At 65.7% G+C, this 18,176-nt stretch carries 15 protein-coding genes; 6 read left to right on the top strand and 9 right to left on the bottom strand.

Annotation, left to right across the window (positions count from 1 at the left end):
* Positions 1–4 precede the first annotated feature (4 nt).
* The 9 genes from puhB to bchF are packed head-to-tail and all read right to left on the bottom strand — an operon-like array spanning position 5 to position 11,406.
* A complete protein-coding gene (gene puhB / locus QP803_RS04315) occupies positions 5–703 on the bottom strand; it encodes a photosynthetic complex putative assembly protein PuhB (protein ID WP_284946466.1) in 699 nt (232 codons plus the stop codon).
* The gene (gene puhA, locus QP803_RS04310; protein ID WP_284946465.1) at positions 700–1,488 is read right to left on the bottom strand and encodes a photosynthetic reaction center subunit H; all 789 of its coding nucleotides are present in this window, start codon (positions 1,486–1,488) and stop codon (positions 700–702) included. Before puhA ends, puhB begins: the two co-directional genes overlap by 4 nt.
* A complete protein-coding gene (locus QP803_RS04305; protein WP_284946464.1) occupies positions 1,485–2,930 on the bottom strand; it encodes a BCD family MFS transporter in 1,446 nt (481 codons plus the stop codon). The genes puhA and QP803_RS04305 overlap by 4 nt, the downstream gene beginning before the upstream one ends.
* Positions 2,927–3,625, bottom strand: coding sequence for a magnesium protoporphyrin IX methyltransferase (bchM, locus tag QP803_RS04300; protein ID WP_284946463.1), 699 nt, complete (start codon positions 3,623–3,625; stop codon positions 2,927–2,929). Before bchM ends, QP803_RS04305 begins: the two co-directional genes overlap by 4 nt.
* Positions 3,625–4,560, bottom strand: coding sequence for a ferredoxin:protochlorophyllide reductase (ATP-dependent) iron-sulfur ATP-binding protein (bchL, locus tag QP803_RS04295; RefSeq protein WP_434082884.1), 936 nt, complete (start codon positions 4,558–4,560; stop codon positions 3,625–3,627). Before bchL ends, bchM begins: the two co-directional genes overlap by 1 nt.
* Entirely contained in the window at positions 4,557–8,144 is a 3,588-nt protein-coding gene (locus QP803_RS04290; protein WP_284946462.1) for a magnesium chelatase subunit H, read from the bottom strand. Before QP803_RS04290 ends, bchL begins: the two co-directional genes overlap by 4 nt.
* Positions 8,134–9,654, bottom strand: a complete 1,521-nt coding sequence (bchB, locus tag QP803_RS04285; protein ID WP_284946461.1) for a ferredoxin:protochlorophyllide reductase (ATP-dependent) subunit B — start codon at positions 9,652–9,654, stop codon at positions 8,134–8,136. The genes QP803_RS04290 and bchB overlap by 11 nt, the downstream gene beginning before the upstream one ends.
* Positions 9,655–9,658: 4 nt before the next feature.
* Entirely contained in the window at positions 9,659–10,933 is a 1,275-nt protein-coding gene (locus QP803_RS04280; RefSeq protein ID WP_284946460.1) for a ferredoxin:protochlorophyllide reductase (ATP-dependent) subunit N, read from the bottom strand.
* Positions 10,930–11,406 (bottom strand): 2-vinyl bacteriochlorophyllide hydratase, encoded by a 477-nt coding sequence (bchF, locus tag QP803_RS04275; RefSeq protein WP_284946459.1) that lies wholly within the window; start codon positions 11,404–11,406, stop codon positions 10,930–10,932. The genes QP803_RS04280 and bchF overlap by 4 nt, the downstream gene beginning before the upstream one ends.
* Positions 11,407–11,709: 303 nt before the next feature.
* On the opposite strand from bchF, the gene QP803_RS04270 reads away from it, so the two are divergent.
* Genes QP803_RS04270 through hemC form a run of 6 tightly spaced genes read left to right on the top strand, consistent with a single transcriptional unit; the run spans position 11,710 to position 17,903 of the window.
* Positions 11,710–12,666 (top strand): cobalamin B12-binding domain-containing protein, encoded by a 957-nt coding sequence (locus QP803_RS04270; RefSeq protein ID WP_284946458.1) that lies wholly within the window; start codon positions 11,710–11,712, stop codon positions 12,664–12,666.
* A 49-nt stretch (positions 12,667–12,715) separates the two neighbouring features.
* Entirely contained in the window at positions 12,716–14,215 is a 1,500-nt protein-coding gene (gene ppsR, locus QP803_RS04265) for a transcriptional regulator PpsR (RefSeq protein ID WP_284946457.1), read from the top strand.
* Positions 14,212–15,126, top strand: coding sequence for a chlorophyll synthase ChlG (gene chlG, locus QP803_RS04260; RefSeq protein ID WP_350356063.1), 915 nt, complete (start codon positions 14,212–14,214; stop codon positions 15,124–15,126). Before ppsR ends, chlG begins: the two co-directional genes overlap by 4 nt.
* A 34-nt stretch (positions 15,127–15,160) precedes the next feature.
* Positions 15,161–16,351 (top strand): geranylgeranyl diphosphate reductase, encoded by a 1,191-nt coding sequence (locus tag QP803_RS04255; protein WP_284946455.1) that lies wholly within the window; start codon positions 15,161–15,163, stop codon positions 16,349–16,351.
* Entirely contained in the window at positions 16,348–16,857 is a 510-nt protein-coding gene (locus QP803_RS04250; protein ID WP_284946454.1) for a TspO/MBR family protein, read from the top strand. The genes QP803_RS04255 and QP803_RS04250 overlap by 4 nt, the downstream gene beginning before the upstream one ends.
* Positions 16,857–17,903 carry a hydroxymethylbilane synthase gene (gene hemC, locus QP803_RS04245; protein ID WP_284946453.1) on the top strand — a complete coding sequence of 349 codons (1,047 nt, stop codon included), beginning with the start codon at positions 16,857–16,859 and terminating at the stop codon, positions 17,901–17,903. The genes QP803_RS04250 and hemC overlap by 1 nt, the downstream gene beginning before the upstream one ends.
* The last annotated feature ends 273 nt before the right edge of the window (positions 17,904–18,176 follow it).

Here is an 18,176-nt window from a genome sequence, read left to right as displayed (position 1 = left end):
TGCATCAATCTCCGGTCATCGCAGCGGATGCGGGACTAAGGCCGCCGGCGGTCACAAGGCTCTCGGCGGCCGGCGCCGGGTCGAAGGCCATTACCGCCTGCCCGGAAGTTGCGGCCAAGGCGCGCGCCAGAAGGCCAGCGACGCGCGCAGCATCAGGCACAGAGCGCAGCATCGGCTGCACACGCCGCGTACGCCATGGCCGGGCATGCGGCCAGAGCGTCACGTAACCGACCCGCGTTTTGCCCTCCAGCAGCAGAGAAATGTCCCCGCTGCCATCGGGGAAAAGCCGCAGATCGGCCGAGTCTACCATGGTGAAGGGCAGGTTCAGGCTCATGCTGAGCGCCACGCCCACACGCAGCACGATGCGCTTCTCGGTGATGGTATAGACGGTCGTTTTCGTCACGAAATAGGCGAAGGTCGACAGCATGGCGATCGCGACCGAACCCAGAAAAAGCAGCGCAAAGAGCGACCACCACATCTGCTGGTTTTCCAGCATGATCGACCGAACCAAGCAGATCACCGACAGGATGCCGAAGTAGATCATCAGTTTGCGGACATGCAGAATGCGAAAGGCGACATGCTTCCACGACGGGCCGCCCTGCCAGATCATGGTCTCGCCCTTGGGAAGCGGGCCGGGCAGGCCGTGCGGCACCCGACCATTGCCGGTATTGCCCGCGCGGATGACGCGAAGGGGCGTGCTCATAGCATCGGCCTTGAACGCTCGTAGGTCGCGAGCAGCGCGCCGCCGCCGAAATACCCCACGAGCTTGTCTTCCTCCAAGCGGGTGACGCAAGCATCGCTGCGGGTGCGTGGCACGTCGGCGAACTGATGAGACAGGATGGCGCTCACGAAGACCTCTTGCAGGTTCTTACGGAAACGGACGAAGCCGTGCGGAATGAGCACGTGCTGGCCCTCGAAGCCAGGCAGCGTCAAGATCACCTCAAGGTAGCGCACTGCCTCCTCGATCTCATCGACCCAGATGTCGGAAACGAGGCCGGGGCTGAGCCGATCGGCCGCCGTCACCCGCCAACCACGCGGATTGGGGGAAGCCGGGTGCAGGTAGTATTCCACGCCGTCGCGCATCGGCACGATCTTGTATTTGCCGTCGATGGTCAGATCGGGCTCATCCAGCCGATTGGAATAGGCGGCTGGCCCCAGACCATCGACCAGCGGATTGCCAGTCGGCTCTAGCGGCGCGCCAGGAAACATCGCGGCGGGACGAGCACCGATCGGAAAGGTCAGTGTCTCCGGTCGCGGCGCATAGGACACGCCGCCATCGTAGAGCAGGAACATCTTCGGGTCGGGAACGTCCGGAAAGCCTGACGAGACCTCGATCTCGGTCTGGCCACTCAGCTCGGAGACGAGCGGATAGCCTTCGCGCTTGTCTTCCCGCCGGAGATAGAGAATGAGGCCCGCGAAGAACGCCCAGAAGGCGTACAACGTGACCTGGGCAACATCGATGTGGTGCCCGAGAGCGCCGGTCATCATGCGAGGTGCGCCTTCCTTGAAGGATGTTCGAACTGTTTGATGGACGATGACGGAACCGAGAAACGCACCAGCGGCCCGAGCACGATGAGGGTCGCGAAGAGCAGAACCATCTCAAGACCGTAGACCGCCTCGTAGCCAGTTGCGGAATCAATGACTGAGGCCCCGAGCGCGCCGCGCAGCGCGAGATGCGCCACGATGTCGTGCAGCACTCCGCCGGCGGCGATGGCGGTGCCGGCGGCAACGGCCTGCACCGCGCCCCAGGACCCGAGCTTGAGCCCGATGCGGGTCTTGCCGGAGGTATCGACCGCACTCGACAGGGTGCCGACGAGGAACAGCGCGGCGCCGCCGCCGATGAGCGCAGTGCCGATTGCGAAAAGCGCTGGTGCCTGCATGGGGGCCGCGAAGATGACCAAGGTGAAGGCACAGAGACCGACGAGCACGCCGAGCGCCGCCACACGATGCTGGTCGGACTTGCGGGACAGCAGCCAGCCGCCCAGCGCGAAGCCGCAGAGGCCACCGACGGCGAGCAAAGCGGTGAGCGCGGTCGTCGCCGCCACCGGCAGGCCGAGCACCTGGCCGCCATAGGGCTCCAGCAAAACGTCCTGAAGACTGAAAGCAATCGTCCCGAGCGCGACAGCCAGAAGGCGACGACGCGCCTGCGGTTCGGCCACCAGCTCGGCCATCGATTGCCGAAAGCTCGGCGTCACTTCGATCGTGCCGGTCAGGGCGCGACGCGGCTCCTGCTTCCAGAGCGCGATGCCGTTCAGGATCATGGTCATCAGGGCGGCGCCCTGAATGACCTGGATGAGCTTCTCGACGGTGAAATGCGCCAGCAGGATGCCGAACAGCAGCGCGCTGATCAGCACGCCCAGCAGCAGCATCGCACAAAGCACCGCCACCACCTGCGGGCGGGAACGCTCCGGCGCGATATCGGTCGCCAAGGCCAGCCCGACTGTCTGCGTGGTATGCAGACCCGCCCCGGTGAGCAGGAAGGCGACCGAGACAGCGAAGGAGCCCACCCAAGGGGCGGAATGCCCGCCGCCAGCGCCAGACAGCAACAGCAGCGCGAAAGGCATCATCGCCAGGCCGCCGAATTGCAGCATGGTGCCGAACCACAGATAGGGCGTCCGCCGCCAGCCGAGCAGCGAGCGGTGATTGTCGGAACGGAAGCCGATCAGGGCGCGGGCCGGCGCGAAGATCAGCGGCAGCGCCACCATGATCGCCACCAGCCTGGCGGAGACGCCGAGTTCGACGATCATCACCCGGTTAAGCGTGCCGACGACCAGCGCGACCGTCATGCCCACCGACACCTGGAACAGCGCCAGCCGCAACAGACGCGTCAGCGGCAATTCCTCCGACACCACATCGGCGATCGGCAGATAGCCCAGTCCGAGCTTGTTCCAAAACCGGAAGGCGCGCGAGGCTGGGGAGGTGACGCTCATCGCCGCACCATTTCCAGTGCCTGAGATGTGTAAAAACCGCTGGCGATTCGCCGTGTGCGCTGCCGGGCCCAGCCTGCATCGCCGAGCGCCGAGTCCAGTCGGCGGTGCAACTGACCCGGCCCCACCGGCTCAATGGCAGGCGCGCGGTCGCCGCGCGGAAACAGGCGGCCCGTAGCATGCATCATCGACAGCGCCGGCGTCCGGGGCGCGAAGGTGACGACCATGCTGGTGGAGGTGCGCGCGGCGAGCACCGCAATGGCCTCCACCATCTCCCGCGCCGGATAATGGATCAGGGAATCCATCGCCACGACATGGTCGAAATGGCCGAAGGTCGGGTCGAGCATGTCGCCCGCGATGAAGGAAACACGATGCGCGAGGGCCTCGGGGATGCGGGTGCGCGCGAGGTCGAGCAAACTGCCGGCGAGATCGACGGCGACAACTTCGGCGCCGCGCCGCGCGGCTTCCACCGCCACCGCGCCGGTGCCGCAGCCGGCATCGAGCAGGCGGCAACCGCTGAGATCCTGCGGCAGCCAGCCGAGCAGGGTGGCGCGCATCTCGTCCCGCCCCGCGCGCACTGTCGCGCGAATGCGGCTGACCGGCGCGTCCGAGGTGAGACGCGCCCAGGCCTGCGCCGCCGTGCGGTCGAAATAGGTCTCCAACTCCCCGCGACGACGCTCGTAAGTGACGTTGATCATCACTCGAACCCTAGCAAGTCAAAGATGTCGCGGTCGCGCAGGGGCTTGGCATCCTGGTTGGGCGCGCCGGCCCATAGGCTCTCCGCGAGGCGCATATATTCGCGCTGCACGGCCAGAACCTCCGGCGTCTCCTCCATTTCGAACAGCGTCGCCTTCTTGAGGCGGCTGCGGCGGATGGCATCGAGATCAGGGAAATGCGCGAGCGTGCGCAGGCCAGCGGCGGCATTGTATTTGTCGATCTGGTCGGTGCCGGCGCTGCGATTGACGATGACGCCACCCAGCCGCACGTCGTAATTACGAGACTTGGCGGCGATCGCCGCCACGATACGGTTCATCGCAAAGATGCTGTCAAAATCATTAGCTGCGACGATCAGCGCCTGATCGGCATGTTGCAGGGGTGCGGCGAAGCCGCCGCAGACCACATCGCCCAGCACGTCGAAAATGACCACATCGGTATCTTCCAACAGGTGATGATCGCGCAACAGCTTCACCGTCTGCCCGACCACATAGCCGCCGCAGCCGGTGCCGGCGGGCGGGCCGCCCGCCTCAACGCACATCACGCCGCCGGTGCCGCGCACCAGGAAGTCGTCGGGCCGCAATTCCTCGGGGTGGAAATCGACACCCTCCAGCACATCGATCACCGTCGGGATCAGCCGCTTGGTGAGGGTGAAGGTGCTGTCATGCTTGGGGTCGCATCCGATCTGCAAAACCCGATGACCGAGCCGCGCGAAGGCAAGCGACAGGTTCGAAGATGTCGTGCTCTTGCCGATGCCGCCCTTGCCGTAGACGGCGAAGACCTTCGCCGTGCCGGTTTTGCGTGGCGCCTCCATCTTCACTTGCACGCTGCCTTCCCCATCCAGTCCAGGGGCATCGCTCTGGCAGGTGGAGCAGCCTGCGGCCAGGCGCAGAAGGTCGGGCTTCGCGATGGTGTTCATGCGGCAACTCCCACAGTCATGCCTTCCAAACGGTCTTCGATCGCTTCGCCAGCCTGGCGCAGTTTTTCGAGGATCGACGGATCAGGGTTCCAGTATTTGCGATCGTTCGCTTCGAGCAGTCGGTTCGCGATCCGCGCCGAGGCCACAGGGTTGAGGGCGCAAAGTCGCTCGCGCATCCCAGGCTCCAGCACGAAGGTTTCGCTGAGTTTCTCGTAGACCCAGGGCGCGACCTGCCCCGTGGTCGCCGACCAACCGAGCGTATTCGTCACCTGCGCTTCGATTTGGCGGACGCCTTCATAGCCATGGGCGAGCAGCGCCTCATACCATTTCGGGTTCAGCGCCCGCGTGCGGGTTTCAAGCGAAACCTGCTCCGACAGGGTACGGACCAACCCGTCGCCGCGTGTCTGATCGCCGATATAGACGGCAGCGGCGCGGCCCCCGCGCTCCCGCCGCACGGCGCGGGCGATGCCGCCCAGCGTGTCGAAATAGGTATCGACGGTGGTGACGCCGAGTTCGACCGATTCGAGGTTCTGATAAGCGACGTCGACACGGGCCAGAATATGCGCGAGCACGCGGTCCTGACGCTCGGCGCGGCCACCCATGCCATAGGCGAAGCCCTTGCGGCGGACGAAGGCTTCGGCCAGCTCATCCTCATTGGACCAGGCGCCGCTATCGACCAGCTTGTTGACGTTGCAACCGTAGCTGTCCTCGGCATTGCCAAAGACGCGCAAGGCCGCCGTCTCCAGATCGCCGCCATGTTCGGCCATGAAGGCGAGCGCATGGGCACGCACATGGTTGAGGTCCACCGGCTCATCGGCGCTCGCGGCGAGCAAGGCGGCCTCGGCCAAAAGCTTGACCTGCAACGGCAGCAGATCGCGGAAGATGCCAGACAGCGTCAGAACCACATCGACACGCGGGCGACCCAGCCGCTCCAGCGGTACCAGTTGCGCGCCGGTTAGGCGTCCATAGCTGTCATGCCGGGGCTCGGCACCGAACAGCCACAGCGCCTGGGCAATCGGCCCGCCTTCGGTCTTCAGGTTGTCGGTGCCCCACAGCACCATCGCCACCGTCTCGGGCAAACCATTCCCATCCGCCGCATGGCGGGCCAGCAACCGCTCGGCCTGGCGAGCGCCATCCTGCACCGCAGCGGCGCTCGGGATGCGGAAGGGGTCGAGGCCATGAAGGTTGCGGCCGGTGGGCAGAACTTCCGGCGTCCGCAGCAGGTCCCCGCCGGGCGCGGGACGGATATAGCCACCATCGAGGGCGTGCAGGATGCCGCCGAGTTCCGTCTCGCGCGCGAGGGCCACGTCCATCGCGTCCCGCAGCACGGGGTCGGTGATCCCAGCCGCCTCGATGATATCGGCGCGCGCCTCTGCCGAGGGCACTTGGCCCACGACATGCAGCCCGTGCGGGATGAGGGTGAGTTCCAGCTCCAGAAGCGCAATCCGGAGTTTTGCGATGGCCGCCACGGCATCGGTCCAGGCGGGCTCCGCCTCCGCCAAATCCACCAAGACGGCCTGGGCTTGAATGAGCTGCTCCAGATCCCACCGCTGAGAGGGATCGACATCAGGCTCCAGCCCGCGCCAACGGTCTATGGAGCTGCGCAGATCGAGCAAGCCGCGATACAGGCCAGCCCGGCCCACGGGCGGCGTCAGGTAGCTGATCAGCGCCGCACCCGAGCGCCGCTTGGCCAAAGCACCTTCGGAGGGGTTGTTGCATGCATAAAGGTAGAAGTTCGGCAGATTGCCGATCAGCCGATCGGGCCAGCAGGCGGCGGACAGGCCGCAATGCTTGCCGGGCATGAATTCCAACGCGCCATGGGTTCCGAAATGGAGCACGGCATGGGCGGCGAAATCCTCGCGCAGCCAACGGTAGAAGGCCGAAAAGGCATGCGTCGGGGCGAAGCCGTGCTCGAACAGCAGGCGCATGGGGTCGCCCTCATAACCGAAGGCGGGTTGGATGCCGACGAAGACATTGCCGAAGCGCTCGCCAAGCACCTGGATGGTGCTGCCGTCACTGTTCTGGCGGCCGGGCGCGGGGCCCCAGGTCGTCTCGATCTCGGACAGCCATGTTTCCCGCCGCACATGATCGGCGACGGGGATACGGACCGCGACATTCGCATCGGTGCCGAACCGGCTTGCATTGCCCTTGAGAATGCGGTCGCGCAAGGCATCCACCGTCGGCGGCACATCGACCTCATAGCCGCCGTCGGCCAAAGCCTGCAGCGTGTTGTGCAGGGATTCGAAGACTGCGAGATAGGCGGCGGTGCCGGTAGCCCCGGCATTGGGCGGGAAGTTGAACAGCACCACCGCAACCCGTCGCGTGGCGCGTTCGGACCGGCGCAGGCTCACCAACCGGGCGACGCGGGAGGCAAGCATCGCCGCCCGCTCCTCATGCACCACCATCTGCCGGCGATGGTTGTCGCCAGAGGAGGACCGGCCACCGAAGGTCATCGGCCAGATGCCGCCATCGAGTTCGGGAATCGCCACCATCATCGCGGCCTCGACGGGCATCAGCCCGCGCGCGTCGCTCTGCCATTGCTCTAGCGTCTGGAACTCGACCGGATGGGCGGTGATATAGGGCACGTCGAAGCGGGCCAGGATCTCGTCGGCCGCCTTTGCATCGTTGTAGGCAGGGCCACCGACAAGCGAGAAACCGGTGAGCGAGACGATGGCATCGACGATGGAAACGCCGTTGGCCATGAAATAGGTCTCCATCGCGGGGCGGCCGTCCAAGCCGGCGGCAAAAGCCGGAATGACGCGCAGGCCTTGCGCCTCCAAGGCTGCGATCACGCCCGCGTAATGGGCGGCGTTGCCGGCGAGCACATAGGACCGCAGCAGCAGCAGCCCCACCGTGCCACGCAGGCCGTGTCGCGGCAGCTGACCGATGTCGGTGGTGACGCCGCCCTCGATCGCAGGATGATAGAGCCCGACATCAGGATATTGGATGGGCGCCGAGGCGCGCACCGTGCCGGCGATGGTCTGGCGCGGGCCCGCCGCGTAGCGGTCCACCAGCAGCCGGACCATATTGGCGAGATTGGTCTCGGAGCCACCGAGCCAATACTGCATCGACAGAAAATAGCAGCGCGCGTCCTGCGCGGCGCCCGGAATGAACTTGAGCAGCGTCGGCAGGCGACGCAGCATCTTCATCTGGGCCTGACCGCTGGACGGGCGGCCTTCCTTGGAACTGCTGCCGCGCAAGCGCTTCAGAAGGGCGAGACCGCCACCGGACTTGCTGTCCATGGTGAACTTGCCGAGCCGTGTGAGGCGCACAACCTCGCCGGCCGACATCACGCCGAGCATGGCGTCGCAATGGTCCCGCCGCGCGGCCAACGCGGGCATCACGGCGCGGATATGATCTTCGAGGAAAAGCATGGCCGCGACGATGATGTCCCCGCGCTCGATATCGGCGAGGCAGGCGTCGAGCATCGCCGGATCCTGGCCCCATTCGTCAGCCGTATGAACCCGCAGTTCCAGACCGGGGATGTCGCGCCGCAGAACCTGTTCCGCCGCCTCCGCCGCATGGGCGAGGTAGCTGTCCATGGTTACGATGACGATGCGAAACGGGGTGGAGTCAGCGCGCATAATGCGCCCTCGCATCATAAAGAGTTTGCAGGGCAATGGCGGCGACACCCTGCGACCGGGCATAGGCTTCGGTATTGCGGCGCGCCTTGCCGCGAACGAAGACCGGTATCCGGCGCAGCGCCTGCTCAGCCTCCGGCAGCCACACCGCGTCGGCACTTGGCGCAGCCTCGGCCACGACATCAACCGGAACCGGGGCCGCCGAGACCGGGAGATGGGAGGGCGCAGCACCCTCCCCGAATTCGCTATCTTCGCGGAACATCGCCAGCAGATGCTCCTCCAGGCCCATCATCAGCGGATGGACCCAGGTGTCGAACAGGACGTTGGCGCCTTCGAACCCCATCTGCGGCGAATACCGCGCCGGAAAATCCTGCACATGAACGGGCGCCGAGATGACGGCGCAGGGAATGCCAAGCCGCTTGCAGATGTGGCGTTCCATCTGTGTGCCCAGCACAAGGTCCGGCTCGGTCGCGGCGACCTGCGCCTCGACATCCAGGTAATCGTCAGTGATGAGCGCCTCGATGCCGTAGGACGCGGCGGCCTGGCGCACATCCTTCGCGTATTCGCGGCTATAGGTGCCAAGGCCGACCAAGGCGAAACCGAGTTCCGTCACCGCCACGCGGGCGGCGGCGATGGCGTGGCTCGCGTCGCCGAAGATGAAAACCTTCTTGCCCGTCAGATAGGTGGCGTCCACAGATCGCGAGTACCAGGGCAGGTTGCTGTTCCGCTCGCAATCGGCCGCCGAAAGACCTGCGAGCGCCGCCACTTCCGCCACGAAAGCCCGCGTGGCGCCGACGCCGATCGGCACCGTCGTCACCCGCTTCTGCCCGAACTGCCGCTCCAACCAGGCCGCTGCGGTATCCGCAATCTCGGGATAGAGCACGACGTTGAAATCCGCCTCGCCCAGCCGGGTAAGATCGCCGGGGCTGGCACCCATTGGGGCGACCACATTGATGGCAACGCCGAGACGACCCAGCAACTGCTCGATCTCCCGCACATCGTCGCGATGGCGAAAGCCGAGGGCGGTTGGCCCAAGAATGTTGCAGCAGGGTTGGCGTCCCTCGCGGGGCAGCGGCTTGCCGGCCGCGAAGCGCCGCACGAGGTGGTAGAATGTCTCAGACGCGCCCCAGTTTTCCTTGCGCTGATAGGCGGGCAGATCGAGCGCAATCACCGGCACATCCAGTCCGCGTGTGAGGCCCTCGGGATCGTCCTGAATCAGCTCGCCAGTGCAGGAGGCGCCGACGAGCAGAACCTCCGGGCGGAACCGCGCCACCGCCTCACGCGCCGCCGTCTTGAACAGCTCCGCCGTATCGCCGCCGAGGTCGCGGGCTTGGAAGGTCGTGTAGGTCACGGGCGGGCGGCGATCCCGCCGTTCGATCATCGTGAACAGGAGATCGGCATAGGTGTCACCCTGGGGGGCGTGCAACACGTAATGCACCCCGGTCATCGCCGTGGCGATGCGCATTGCGCCCACATGCGGCGGGCCTTCATAGGTCCACAGGGTGAGCTTCATCGCCCTAGACCTTCAGCAGGTTTCGGCGGGTCAGCGGGCGGGTGAACAGCCCCGCCAGATCGCCCGCCTGTTCGAAGCCGTGGATCGGGCTGAACAGCAGCTCGATCGACCATTTCGTCGCCATGCCGCCGGCCTCCAGCGGATTGGCCAGCCCAAGTCCGCAAACGACGAGATCGGGCGCCGCGTCCCAGCAGCGGTCGAGTTGCCGATCCACATCTTGGCCTTCGCTCAACTGGGTCTCTGGCGGCAGCAGCGCGAGTTCGCCCGTCATGTGTTGGCGATTGAGATAGGGGGTGCCGACTTCGACCAACTGCATGCCGAGTTCGCGCGACAGGAAGCGGGCGAGCGGCACTTCCAACTGCGAGTCGGGAAAGAAGAAGATCCGGCGGCCTTCCAGCATGGCGCGATGGCGGCCAATGCTGGTCGTGGCCCGCGCGATGCCGGGCGCCATGGCAGCGTCAAGCCGCTCCGGCGTGCCGCCCATGGCCTCAGACGCGGCCTGGAGCCAGAGGCGGGTGCCTTCGACGCCGATCGGAAAAGGGGCCACCACGAGCCGCGCGCCGCGGGCTTCCAGCAAGCGGGCCGTCTCGGTCAGGAATGGCTGCGCCAGCATCAGCACCGTGCCTGGCCCCACGGGCGGCAGTGCCATGGCGCTGCGCGGCGGCAGAAATTGCACCGGCCCGATGCCGGCCTGCGCGAAAAGGTTCGCGAACTCCGCCTCGACCGCATCGGGAAGCGCACCCGCGACCATGAGCTGCGGCAAGTCGCTCGTCGGCAGTTCCGGGACGAGGGCAGCGAGGCAGGCATCCTCGCCCTGAGTAAAGGTCGTCTCGATGCCGCTGCCGGAATAACTCAACACCCGAGTCTGCGGCAGGAACCGCCGTGTCAGCCGGGCAGCCGCGCGCGACAGGTCGAGCTTGATGACCTCCGAGGGGCAGGACCCCACCAGGAACAACAAGCGGATATCGGGCCGACGCTCCAAGAGGCGGGTCGCAACCTGGTCCAGTTCGTCATCCATGTCCGCGCGCCCGGCGAGGTCACGCTCCTCGATGATCGCGGTCGCAAAGCGCGGGTCGGCGAAGATCATCACGCCCGCTGCAGATTGCAGCAGATGGGCACAGGTGCGGGACCCGACGACGAGGAAGAAAGCGTCCTGGATGCGGCGATGCAGCCAGACGATGCCGGTGAGGCCGCAAAAGACCTCGCGCTGGCCACGCTCGCGGATCACCGGCGGGGCGGTGACGCCGGCGGCAGACTCGGATTGGAGGGCGGCGCTCACTTCGCGATCGCCAAGCCGGCGACCGGGGCTTCCCGACGCACGGCCCGCAGCTTGAGGACGAACTGAGCGGCGTTGACCAGATAGGCGGCGAAGGCCGTGAGCGCGAGCAGCATCATCTGCTCGGAATTGAGCGCCCTGGTCAGCAGTGCCACCAGATAGGCGGTGTGCAGCGCAATGACCACGAAGCTGAACATGTCTTCCCAGAAGAACGCCCGGGCGAGCAGGTAGCGACCGAAAACCGCCTTCTCCCACATCGAGCCGGTCACCATGATCGCGTAGAGAAACCCGGTCTTGACAACGACGGAGGTGGTCGCGGCGCCGTAGCCATGGCCGGAGATCAGGAAGCGGAGAACCAACCCCGTGCTGACGATGAAGGCGATGAACTGGAGCGGCGCGACCAGGCCCTGGACTGTGGTCCATGGGCTGCTATCCCGGCGGCGGCGCTGCTCGGGTGTGTAAACCTGGCTTGTCACAGGCGGTAAAACCGTCCCGCAGGACCGGCCCGTCGTTGCCGACCACGGAGAATTATCAAAAGTATTGATGAATTCGCTAAAACTCGTGATCATGGCTGCTCCTGACCTTTTCCCACGCATCGCTTGGGCTCGAAAGGCGCTGCGTCCAAGAGAGTTTATGGGTCACAAACCTGGCCGACCGCGTCGTATCGAGAGGGACGCTATGACTCCGCTACCCCGACTGTCAAGCATTATAGACGTAAATTAAGATTGACAGTTTGGGTGCCGGTCGGCACTGATAATTACATCTTGAGGGGGTTAGGGATGCCCGGTCTAAATCATCAAGAAGTTTCGAGCGCGAGCCCAAATGGGCAAACGAGCTACGAACTCGACACGCCACCCGTCTGCCGGACCACCGTCAGCATTTTGTATGACGAACGGTCGCGGCAACGGCGGCAGGCGGCCATCGAACGTATGGTGGAAACGGATATTATTCCGCGGCTGGTCGCGGCCTATCGGCTTCGCGAGGCTACCACCGGCAACGTCGATCCACGGACGCCGAAAGCGTCCGCGCCCCGCCAAAACCATACCGCCGAAGATGCCATCAGCTTGGCCATGGTGGTGATCGGCGAGACGCCCGAGGAGGCCATCGCCGCCGTCATCGAGCGGCTGATCGCCGAGGGCGAGGCTCCAGAGGCAGGATGTCTCGAACTGATCGCCGACGCCGCCCGGCATCTCGGCGTGTTGTGGACCGAGGACAAAGCCGGCTTCGAGGAAGTGACGATCGGCATGTTCCACCTGCAGCGGATGGCGCATGACATCGCGCCGATGACGCGGCGGGTCACGCTGCCCGCCGGTGTCGCTCGTAAAACCCTGCTCTTGTTGACTCTGGAGGGGGAGCAACATAATCTTGCCAAGACGTTACTTGCCAATTGTTTCGATAGCGCAGGGTGGCAGGTATCAACGGTCCAGGTCTCAAGCACAGACGACGTGGCCGGATTAGTGTCGAAGATCGACTACGACGTCGTCGGCTTCTCGATGGCGACCGATGTGCAAATCAACCGGGCCAATACCTGCATCAAGGCCGTCCGGCGCGCCTCTCACAACAGAAACGTCATCATCATGGTCGGCGGGGCACTGATCCTCGCGACGCCGTCCCTTGTCGAGACCTTGGGAGCAGACGGAACCGCCGCGAGCGCCGCCGTGGCGATCGTCCGCGCAGAGGAGTTGCTGAACCAGCTCCGTCGGCCAAAAGCGTCCCCGTCCAGTGCGCTCCGCTAACCTTTTCGCTCAAACCGCGCCCGAACCGGGCCAACGCAAGAATTCCACGATGAGGGCTAGCAAATGGTTTTCCCGGGATAACGGTTCGATCGGCCCGCTCAGCGCCGAGGAGGCCTCACGTGTCCTGGCCGCCGCTGCGGATATCGCTCTGATCGTCGGTCCCGACGGCATCGTCCAGGATTGCGCCTTTCGGACCAGCGAACTCGAAGATGCGGTCGAGGATGCCGGGTCCTGGGCCGGCCAGCGCTGGACCGAAACCGTGACGGTGGAAAGCCGACAGAAGGCGGAAGCCCTTCTGGATGGCGCGCTCAAGGATGCCGAGCCGCTTCTGCGCCATCTCAACCACCCCGCCGCCCTTGATGGGCCCGATATCGCGATCGAATACTCGGCCGTGCGCGCCAATAGCGATGGTTCGGTGGTCGCCTTCGGGCGCGACCTGCGCCGCCTCGCCAGCCTGCAGCAGCGTCTGGTCGATGCGCAGCAGGCGCTGGAGCGTGACTATGCCAGCCTGCGCCAGGCCCAGGCCCGCTATCGCGGCCTGTTCCAGACGGCGCCGGAGCCGCTGATGGTGGCGGATGCACAAAGCATGCGCGTCACTGAAGCCAATCCCGCGGCACTCAAGCTGATCGAGCAAGGCCGCCGCAGCCTGGGCGTCCTGGTCGTCGATCTGCTGCACGCTGATGATCGCCCGGCCGCCCAGCGTATGCTGGCCGGTATGCGGCAGGCCGGTGGTCCGCAATCCATGGCCGTTCGGCTCAATCCCGACTCCAGCGACAAGGCAGGCGGCGACAAAGCGGGTGGCGCGAAATCCGACCCGGACGCAAGCGTGACGCTTGGCGTCACCATGCTGATGGAGGAGAAGTCGGCGGTCCTGGTACTGCGCCTGAGCAATGCCACGGCGAGCAAGGCGAATAGCTCCTCGGACGTGAATCAGCGGCTGTTATCGGCGCTCGAACAGGCGCCAGACGGTTTCGTCCTGACCAGTCAAGACGGTGATGTCCTGAATGCCAATGCCGCGTTCATCGGCATGGCGCAGCTCGGCTCGCTGGCGCTGGCACAAGGCCGGTCGATCGAGAACTGGATCGGCCAGTCCGGCATCGATACCGATGTGCTGCTCGCCAATCTAAAGCAGCGCGGGGTCGTGCGCCTGTTCGCCACCAGCATCCGCGGTGAGATGGGCGGCATGAACGATGTCGAAATCTCGGCCAATGCGGTGATGCTGGACGGGCAGCAATGCTTCGGCTTCGTCATCCGCGACATCGGCCGCCGCCTGACGACCGCGCGCGCCCAACCCGTACGGGCGATGCCCCGCTCGATCGAACAGCTCACGGAGCTGATCGGGCGGGTTTCGATGAAGGAGCTGGTGCGCGACGCCATCGACGTCATCGAGCGTCTCTGCATCGAATCGGCTTTGGAGTTGACCGGCAACAACCGGGCCTCCGCCGCCGAGATGCTAGGCCTCAGCCGACAGAGCCTCTATGTGAAGCTCCGGCGCTACGGCCTGAGCGACCCGGGCGATGGCGAGCCGGATAACGAGGCCGGAGCGTGAGCGACCGGGGCGGCACGATCGGTCTGGTTCCACCTGACGAGCGCCGCCTCTGGCCGAGTCCGCCGGCTCTGCTTGAACTCCTCAAGCCCATTACGTGGTTCGCGCCCATCTGGGCCTTCGGCTGCGGCGTCGCCTGCGCCGGTGGCCCCGGCGCGCGCGGCTGGGGCGTCGTGGCCATCGGTGCGGCGCTGTCGGGGCCGCTGGCCTGCGGCACCAGCCAAGCCGTCAATGATTGGTACGACCGCCATGTCGATGCCATTAACGAGCCCAATCGCCCAATCCCGTCCGGTCGCGTGCCTGGCCACTGGGGCCTGGGCATTGCCATTGGCTGGACAATCCTGACCGCGGCCGTCGCCTGCCTGCTCGGCACGCCCGTCATCATCGCAACGGCGATCGGTCTGGTGCTGGCCTGGATCTACAGCGCCCCGCCGATCCGCCTGAAGCGAAACGGCTGGTGGAGCAATCTGGCCGTCGGCATCTCCTACGAAGGGCTGCCCTGGTTTGCGGGCGCCGCCGTGTGCCTGCGGGCAATGCCCTCCGCCTCCGTCATCCTGGTCGCCCTGATCTATAGTCTCGGCGCCCATGGCATCATGACGCTGAACGATTTCAAGTCGATCGTCGGCGATCGTCAGATGGGAATCGCCTCCCTGCCCGCCCGCCTGGGTCCGGACCGCGCCTGCCGCCTCGCCTGCCTCACCATGGCGTCGGCGCAGGTCTTGATTGTGGTCCTGCTCCTGGTGTGGCGGATGCCCATCCACGCCGGCATCGTCGCTGCGCTACTGGCGGCGCAGCTGGTGCTCATGCTTCGGCTGCTCGCCGATCCACGCGGTCGGGCCCCTTGGTACAATGCCACCGGCACGACGCTCTATGTGCTCGGCATGCTCGTCACTGCCTTTGCGCTGGCGCCGTGATGACCACGGTGTCACCCGTTTTCGGAGCCACGTCATGATGGGCGAGCCGATCTACGACACCGTCATCGTCGGCGGCGGCCCGGCCGGGTCTACCGCCGCGTCGAGCCTCGCCAAAAGCGGCCGCTCCGTGTTGCTGCTCGACCGGGGTGGCCGCGTCAAACCCTGCGGCGGCGCCATTCCGCCCCGGCTGATCCAGGATTTCGGCATTCCCGACGATCTGCTCGCAGCCCGCGTGACCTCGGCGCGGATGTTCGCGCCCTCCGACCGGATCGCCGATATGCCGATCGAAAACGGGTTCGTCGGCATGGTCGACCGGCAGGCCTTCGACGAATGGCTGCGTCTCCGCGCCGGCGCGGATGGCGCGGAGCTGCGCACCGGCCTGTTCGAGGGTCTGAGCCGCGATGCCGATGGCATCGTCATCCTGCAATGCCGGGAGAAGGGCAGTGATGGCGCGCCCTTCACCCTGCGCGCCCGCGCGGTGATCGGCGCCGACGGCGCCCGTTCGGGCGTCGCCCGCGCCGCTGGCGTCAAAGGCGCCGACAAGATGCGCTATGTCTACGCCTATCACGAGATCGTCCGCTCCCCGACCCACGGGTCCTTCGATCCGGCACGCTGCGAAGTTCATTACAACGGCAAAATATCGCCGGATTTCTACGGCTGGGTCTTCCCGCATGGCGCCACCACCAGCGTCGGCCTGGGCAGTGCCAATAAGGGTTTTGGGCTGCGCCGTGCGACCACCGAACTGCGCGAGTCGCGGGGTCTCGCCGGCGTTGAGACTCTACGCCGCGAAGGCGCACCGATCCCGCTCAAGCCGCTGCGCCGCTGGGATGACGGAGAGAGCGTTCTGCTCGCCGGTGACGCCGCCGGTGTCGTGGCACCGGCCTCGGGCGAAGGCATCTACTATGCCATGCTGGGCGGCCAGTTGGCCGGCGAAGCGGTCGAGTCCTTTCTGGCCACCGGGCAGGCCCGCGCATTGCGCGACGCGCGGCGCCGTTTCATGCGCAGCCATGGCCAGGTCTTCGCTGTCCTCGGCATCATGCAGCGCTACTGGTACACCAGCGACGGTCGGCGGGAACGGTTCGTGACCATCTGCCGCGACAAGGACGTGCAGCGCCTCACCTGGGCCGCCTATATGACCAAGGAGCTTGTGCGCGCCCGCCCGCTCACCCATTTGCGGATCTTCTGCAAGAGCATGGGCCACCTCACAGGGATTTTGTCGGCGTGATCGTCACGATCATCATCGCGGCGGTGGCGACGATCTGCGTCCTGGGCGCCGGCGGCGCTCTGACCGAAATCGGGCCCTGGTATCACAGCCTCCGCAGCCCGCCGTGGCGGCCGCCGAACTGGGCCTTCGGGCCAGTCTGGAGCACGATCGGGGTTTTAACCTGCGCCTCCGCCGTCATCATTTGGCGGGCTTCGGCCACGGACGAGGAAAAGGTAGTCGTCATCGGTCTGTTTGCCGTCAATGCCGGCTTCAATATTCTGTGGAGCCTGTTCTTCTTCAAGCTGCGGCGCCCCGATTGGGCGCTAATTGAAGTCGCGTTTTTGTGGATGTCGATCCTGGCACTGATGCTCGACTTCTATCCGCGCTCCCCGTTAGCGGCAGTGCTTCTGGTGCCCTACATCGTCTGGGTGAGCATCGCCGCCCTTCTGAACCGCGCCATGGTTCGGCTGAATGCGCCGTTCGATGGCAGCGCGGAGCGCCGCGGCATGATCAAAGGACAAGGTTGATGGATATCGCGGCGCTTCAGCCCGACCGCCTCGCCGCTCTGGCGCAGAAGCGTGTGCCCAGCGCTTTGCCGCCGGGGTCAGTCATCCCCCGCCACCATCCCCGACTGCCGCTGCGTGTCGGGACCAGGGCGTCCCCGCTCGCGTTGACGCAGACGCGCAGTTTCCTGACGATTCTCGCCCGCGTCTGCCCTGTGCTGCATCAGATGGATGTGTTCCAGGAGCATATCATCCGCACCACCGGCGACGCGGTGCAGGATCGGCGCCTGGCCGAAATCGGCGGAAAGGGCCTGTTCGCGAAAGAGATTCATGAGGCTCTGATCGATCGCCGAATCGATCTGGCGGTACATAGTCTCAAGGACCTGGAAACCACCCTGCCGGACGGCATCGTCCTCGCATGCACGCTGAAGCGCGAGGATGCGCGCGACGCGCTCATTCTCAACGATAGCTGTGACGCGCCGGATGACGATGATCCCTATGCCTGTCTTCCGTATGGCGCCGTCGTCGGCACATGTTCCGTTCGGCGCCAGGCGCAATTGCTGCACGCGCGGCCGGACATCAAGATCACCATGATGCGCGGCAATGTGCATTCGCGTCTCGACAAGGTCCGCCATGGCGATTGCGCCGCCAGCCTGCTGGCCCTGGCCGGTCTCCGGCGGCTGGGACTCGAGGCGGAAGCCTCCGTCGCACTGTCGCCCACGACCATGCTGCCCGCCGCCTGCCAGGGCATCGTCGGCATTACCACGCGCGAGGACGCCACTGAATTGCGTGAACTGCTCAAGATCGTTGACGACCGCGCGGCGCGCGTGGCGGCGACGGCCGAGCGCTCGATGCTCGGCACCTTGGATGGTTCCTGCTCCACGCCGATCGGCGCCTTCGGACAGCTTCTGCCCGGCGACCGTCTCCGGCTGAGTGGCCTGTTGGCGTCGGTAGATGGCAGCTTTCTGCGTCGCGAGGAAATGGAGGGCAGCGCCGCCGATGCTGTCAGGCTCGGCGCGGAACTCGGGGCCTGTCTAAAGGCGGGTGCGCCCGCTGCGGTCTTCCTGTGATGGGTTGGCAGCATCCGCAAGCTCTCCACGCAGACCACTCAAGGCCGCGCAGAGGCGCGTGATGACCGAGGCACGCTCGGCCACATCAGCGGGCGGGCTGTCACGGTCCTGCTGGAGCGCGCAGACAAGGTTGAGCACACGTCCCGTCCCGGGAAGCATATTCTCGCGGTCACTGGTTGACACGATTGCAAGCAGAAGAAGTGCCGTGAGGGTTGTACTTTCCATGGCGCGCGGTTTGTGGAGGCTATCAGTCAACAAAGGCCACCATCCGTC

This window comes from Acidisoma sp. PAMC 29798 (genome assembly GCF_030252425.1).
Classification (GTDB): domain Bacteria; phylum Pseudomonadota; class Alphaproteobacteria; order Acetobacterales; family Acetobacteraceae; genus Acidisoma; species Acidisoma cladoniae.
This window is presented reverse-complemented; position numbering and strand designations above follow the sequence as displayed.